The 5,291-nt window shown below is 64.5% G+C and carries 5 protein-coding genes; 3 read left to right on the forward strand and 2 right to left on the reverse strand.

Going from position 1 to position 5,291, the window contains the following annotated elements; genetic code table 11:
• The coding region (locus H928_RS27920; protein ID WP_306729945.1) for a CsgG/HfaB family protein at positions 1-914 on the reverse strand (914 nt) is incomplete at its 3' end.
• Positions 915-933: 19 nt separating this feature from the next.
• Positions 934-1,509, reverse strand: coding sequence for a hypothetical protein (locus tag H928_RS27925; protein WP_021027158.1), 576 nt, complete (start codon positions 1,507-1,509; stop codon positions 934-936).
• A gap of 368 nt (positions 1,510-1,877) precedes the next feature.
• On the opposite strand from H928_RS27925, the gene H928_RS0114490 reads away from it, so the two are divergent.
• The 3 genes from H928_RS0114490 to H928_RS32885 all read left to right on the forward strand — a co-directional run.
• Positions 1,878-2,531 (forward strand): response regulator transcription factor, encoded by a 654-nt coding sequence (locus H928_RS0114490; RefSeq protein ID WP_021027159.1) that lies wholly within the window; start codon positions 1,878-1,880, stop codon positions 2,529-2,531.
• Between the two features lie 85 nt (positions 2,532-2,616).
• Entirely contained in the window at positions 2,617-4,125 is a 1,509-nt protein-coding gene (locus H928_RS0114495) for an ABC transporter substrate-binding protein (RefSeq protein ID WP_158400541.1), read from the forward strand.
• 17 nt (positions 4,126-4,142) lie between these two features.
• The coding region (locus H928_RS32885) for a HAMP domain-containing sensor histidine kinase (RefSeq protein ID WP_306729946.1) at positions 4,143-5,291 on the forward strand (1,149 nt) is incomplete at its 3' end.

Consider the following 5,291-nt stretch of genomic DNA (forward strand, 5'->3'; position numbering starts at 1 on the left):
GCCGTCTTGGCGCCTTCCATGCAAGGGCCGGCCGGGGTCTGCGTCACCGTGCTGATCAGCTCGAGCACGCCTTGCTCCAAGGTGGTGCGCACGCCCAGTTGCACGGGCTCCAGGTCCTTGCTGCCGGCGTTGATGTCAAACAGGTTGCTGCCAAAGAAGCGGAAGATACCCGCACCAATCTCGCGGCCCACGATCTGCTTTTGCAGGCTGACGGCACGCACCACGCGCAAGGTCTTGGTCTCGACGATGCGCAGGTCGGCGCCCACGTTCATCGTGAAGACGCGGTAGCGCGGGCCGATCTGGTTGACCTGGGCTTCGATGCCGCCGGACTGGATGTTGTAGTTCACCTCGGTGAGGCCGCCGATGATGTAGTAGTCCGAGCGCAGGATGGAGCCGCCGTAGTACGGCAGCCAGGGCACCGCGCGCTGGCCCTTCTCATCGGCCAGTGCATGCTGGTTGCCATCGCCCAGCTGGCGCCGGTCGGTGTAGGCCAGCTCCAGCTCGGCCACGCGGGTGTCAAAGCGCTCGCGCACATCGATGGCGCCGCCGAGCTTGCCCAGCGCCGAATAGACCATCAGCGATCCGCCCTGGGTGACGACATTGCCATCGCCCTGGGAGTACTTGCCGGTGTAGTCCTTGATGTCGCCCACGGCAATCGACAGCGGGGCGCGGCCATTGCGCTGCTCGACGATGCGGTGCGACAGGCAGGCAAAGCTGTTGTCCAGCGGGGTGCCGTTGTGGCGCGGGCCAGGGCCTTGCATCACGGGCGCTTCGTCATCGGCCATACGTACCTGCTGGTAGGTGGGCAGCGCGCAGCCGCTCAGCAGCAAGGTGGCGGCCAGGGCCGACAGGGTCATCGTGCGGCGGGGCAGCGGGCCGCGCGCGGACAGGGGGGAAAGGTTCAGGGCGTGCATGGTGTCCTCCGTCCGCGCTTTAGTTGATGGCACCGCTGGCGCCAAACTGGCAGGCCGAGCTGCCGCTCACGTTGGTGCTTTGGTTGCCGCTGTTGTTCTGCGCGACCTGCATGTCCTGCTGGCCATGGGCGTTTTCGCTGTTGATCGGCGCCATCGTGGTCGTCGATGGGCTGCCCTGCACGCCACTGCTGATGGCGCCGCTGTTGCTCTGGTTGTTGTTGGCCACGCCACCACGGCCCAGGTTGTCGCTGCTTTCGCTGGCGCTGCCGGTGCTCGATGCGCTGTTGCCTGCCGATGCATTGGTCTGCGGAGAGGCGACCTGGTTGGCCTGGTCGGCCGAGCTGCTGTTGCCGGCGGCGGTGGGCTGGAAGTTGCAGTTCACCTGGCGCTCGATATTGGTGATGTAGGTGCTTTTAAAGGCGTCGTAGTAGCCGCCTTTTTTCTTTTCGACCAGGTCATTGACGAGAGCCCGGTTGGCGCGGTCGGCGCTGGTCTGGAACTGCCAGGGCACCGATTCGCCGAGCCAGCCTTGTGCGTGGCTGGAAGCGGCTGCCGTCAGCAGGGCTGCGGCGAGGTAGATGGCGCTGTGTTTCATGTCGTCCTCACAGTTGGGTGTTGTGCTGTTCATGGGCAAAACAGATGGAGCGACGACAGGCATCCCATGGCGGCCAGCCATCGCATGGAAGGCATGTTCGGCTGGCGGTAAGTAATTGTAAATAGACCAGATGTACTAGCCTAGAGACCGTTTTGCGGCGCAAGCACTCTGAAAAACAGAGCCTTGAATTTCAAATAAATCCATAAAAATCATTGGACTTTTTTCAACACGAGCAGATACTCCGAAACTATCAAAGCGGCGGTGAGGCGCACTAGTTCATATGGACTATTGGTTGCTTCGGTAAATAGATGTAAGGTACGGGCCATGAAGAACTGCGCCCCCCATGCCGCAAGAAGGAGCCTGCGGATATGACACTGCCCCTGCCATCGGTCATGCTGGTGGATGACCATCCCCTCTTCCGCCAGGGCCTGCGCATGATGCTGCTGAGCAGCAACATGCTGCAGGCCGATATCCACGAAGCGGGTTCGGTCACCGATGCGGTGGCGCAAGAGCACTGGGTCAACCTCGTCATGCTCGACATCAGCATGCCCGGCTGCGATGGGCTCGAAGGCATTGGCCAGATCCGCAAACGCTGGCCTGGCGCCTATGTGGTGATGCTCTCGGGCCATGACCACCCCGAGCTGATGCGCGATGCGGTGCGCCAGGGCGCCTCGGGCTTTATCTCCAAGGCGCTGGAGCCCGAGGCCATCTGCGCGCAGGTGCAGCACTGGTTGCTGCGCAGCCTGGGCATGGAGCACAACATCCACAAGGCCAGCGGCCGCAGCCTGGAGCCCGCTGCCAAGCCCAGCGCCGAGGTGCTGCCGCTGCGCCAGTATGAAGTGCTCAAGATGCTGGCCAAGGGCTTTAGCAACAAGGCCATTGCCAAGCATTTCGGGCTGAGCGAACATACGATCCGCAACCAGGTGGCGTCCATCCTCAAGCACCTGGGGGCCGATACCCGTACCCAGGCGGTGCTGGTGGCGCAGCGCAACGGTATCCTGCCCGCCACGGCCATCAAATAAAAAGCTGTTGCTGTCGCCGCCCAAGCGCCAGCGCCATGCCACCTGCCGGCCCAATGCCAGGCAGGTGCACAACGAGGAAGCCATGATGGACACAGGCCCCCAAGACAAGCCCCAGTGGATGCGCTGGGCATTGGCCGTTTTGCTGCTCTGCTGCCTGGTGGGCCTGGCCCCCGCCAAGGCCGCGTCCGAGCGCCTGCGCATCGGCATACCGCTGGAGCCCGCGTCGTTCGACATCACCAGCACGTCGGCGGCCACCGCCAGCGAGATCACCTACGCCAATGTGTTCGAGGGCCTGACCATCATCGACGGGCAAGGCCAGATCAAGCCGCGCCTGGCGCAGAGCTGGACCGTGAGCCAGGACGGCAAGCAGGTCGATATGGTGCTGCGCCGCCAAGTGCGCTACCACGATGGCAAGCCCTTCAATGCCGCCACGGCTGCCTTCAGCCTGCAGCGCCTGCTGCAGATGAAGAACACCAATGCCTACCTCGAATGGTTCGACAAGCTCGTCTCCGTCGAGGCCGTGGACGAGTACCTGCTGCGCATCCGCCTGAGCGAGCCCGACGCACTGCTCAGCTATGCGCTGGCCATGCCCGGCGCGGTGATGGTGCACCCCGACAGCGCCGCGAGCAATGCCAGCGCGCCGGTGGGCACCGGCCCCTACCAGGTCGAAAAATGGACCAAGGGCAAATCGATCACCTTGCTGCGCAACGAGCAGTGGTGGGACAGCAAGAAGCCCGCCATCCGCATGGCCGATTTCCTCTTCATGTCGAGCGCAGCGGAGACCGAGAACATGCTGGCCGAAGGCCGCATCGATGCGCTCAGCTCGGTCACGCGGCTGACGGCCTCGTTCATGGCGCGCACCGACTATGTGATGGGCCAGCGCGGGGTGGAAGGCAAGCTGCTGATCGCGATGAACAATGCGCGCGCGCCGCTGAACGATATCCGCGTGCGGCGCGCCATCAACCATGCGCTCGACCGCAGCCGCTACCAGGACATCTATGGCGGCTCCATCGAGGTGCTGCCCATTGGCAGCCACTTCTCGCCCCACCACCGGGCCTATGTCGACCTGGTACAGCGCTACCCCTACGACCCGGCCCAGGCCAAGGCCCTGCTCGCCCAGGCCCAGGTGGCCCCGGGCCCCAGCCTGCGCCTGGCCGTGCCGCCCACCGACTACGGGCGCTACGGCAGCCTGATCGTGGCCGCACAGCTCGAAGCCATTGGCCTGCAGGTCGAGATCATCCGCATGGACTGGCCCACCTGGCTGGACCAGGTGATGAAGCGCAAGGACTATGACCTGAGCCTGATCATGCATGTGGAGCCGATGGACATCGGCATCTATGCGCGCGATGACTACTACTTCCAGTACAACAACCGCGTGTTCAAGAAGATCTGGGAAAAGCTGCGCGCCTCCGCATCGCCCCAGGAGCTCGATGACTGGCTGGGCCAGGCGCAAAGGCAGCTGGCCGAAGATGCGGTCAACGCCTTTATCGTCGTGCGGCCCGAGCGCAACTTCATGCGCAAGGGCCTGGTGGGCATGTGGTCCCAGTGCCCGATCCCGACCTTTGCGCTGGAAGACCTGCGCTGGCAGAACTGAGAGCGATGGCAGACCCTATGGCAAACAGCCCATCACCACCAGCAGCGCCTGCCGCGCAGGCCGCACCGGACAAGCGCAGCTTTCCGATGTCGGTGACCTCGCGCATCTTGCTGATGCTGGTGATTCTGGCCGTGGGCATTGCCGTGGTGTTTGCCTTGACCTTGCAGGGCCTGCGCCGCACCAACCAGGCCCTGCAGCAGCTGTCCAGCGTGGAGATGGAGCAGCTCATTGCCAGCACGCGCGTGATGCAGCAAAGCGAGATGATCGGCAGCTATGCGCGCCTGGTCGCCATCACCAATGACATCGGCGAGCGGCGGCTGAACATGGTGGAGCTGACCGACCGCATGGGCTGGCTCGACAAGCTGCTCGGCGAGATGACGCAGACGCGGCTCGATGGCGCGATCGACCCGCTGATGCAGTCCAAGCGCAATGCGCTCAACGCCAATGTGCAGCAGCTGAGCCAGGCGATCTTTCAGCCCGCGCAGCATGGCCTCGATGACCGCGCCGTCTTCCACCTGGTGGCAGAGAACCAGATGCTGGCCACCGACATGTCCTTGCTGGCCAGCCGCGCTGCGGCCGACCTGCGGCGCCAGCTCAATGAGCGCAGCGTGCAGCTCTCGCGCGATGTGGCCGCGCAGCAGACCAACCTGAACTGGCTGGTGGCCGTGCTGATCCTGTGCGTGGCGATGGCGGGCATCTACATGCATGCCTCGGTCTCGCGCCGCCTGGTGGCGCTGCGCCGCGAGGTCAGCAATGACGAGTTTGGCGGCATCTACGCCGTGCCCCAGCAGTGGGGCGACGAGATCGACCAGCTGGGCCGGGCCATTGCGTCGTACAAGAAACACCTGAGCGACCATGCCCGCTCGGCCCAGAACGCGGTGCGGGCCAAGAACCGCTTTCTGGCCGGCGCCAGCCATGACCTGCGCCAGCCGGTGCAGGCGCTCAACCTGTTTCTGGAGACCTTGCGCGGCTCGGGCCTCAACAGCCAGCAGGCGGTGGTGCTCGAGCACGCGCGCGCTGCGCTGTCGGCCAGCCGCGAGATGCTCGACACCCTGATGGATTACTCGCGCATCGAGGCCGGGGTGCTGGACCCCAAGTTCCAGCCGGTGGCCATTGCCGGCTTCTTGCGCCGGCTGGGGAAGGGGTTTGGCCCGCAGGCCGATGCC

It is taken from the genome of Comamonas sp. B-9 (assembly GCF_000410635.1).
In the GTDB taxonomy this organism is placed as follows: domain Bacteria; phylum Pseudomonadota; class Gammaproteobacteria; order Burkholderiales; family Burkholderiaceae_C; genus Comamonas.

What these genes read in the sequence shown, in the direction of transcription:
- H928_RS27925 (WP_021027158.1), bottom strand. Translation starts at nt 1,509, where the DNA reads ATGAAACACAGCGCCATCTACCTCGCCGCAGCCCTGCTGACGGCAGCC.
- H928_RS0114490 (WP_021027159.1), top strand. Translation starts at nt 1,878, where the DNA reads ATGACACTGCCCCTGCCATCGGTCATGCTGGTGGATGACCATCCCCTC.
- H928_RS0114495 (WP_158400541.1), top strand. Translation starts at nt 2,617, where the DNA reads ATGGACACAGGCCCCCAAGACAAGCCCCAGTGGATGCGCTGGGCATTG.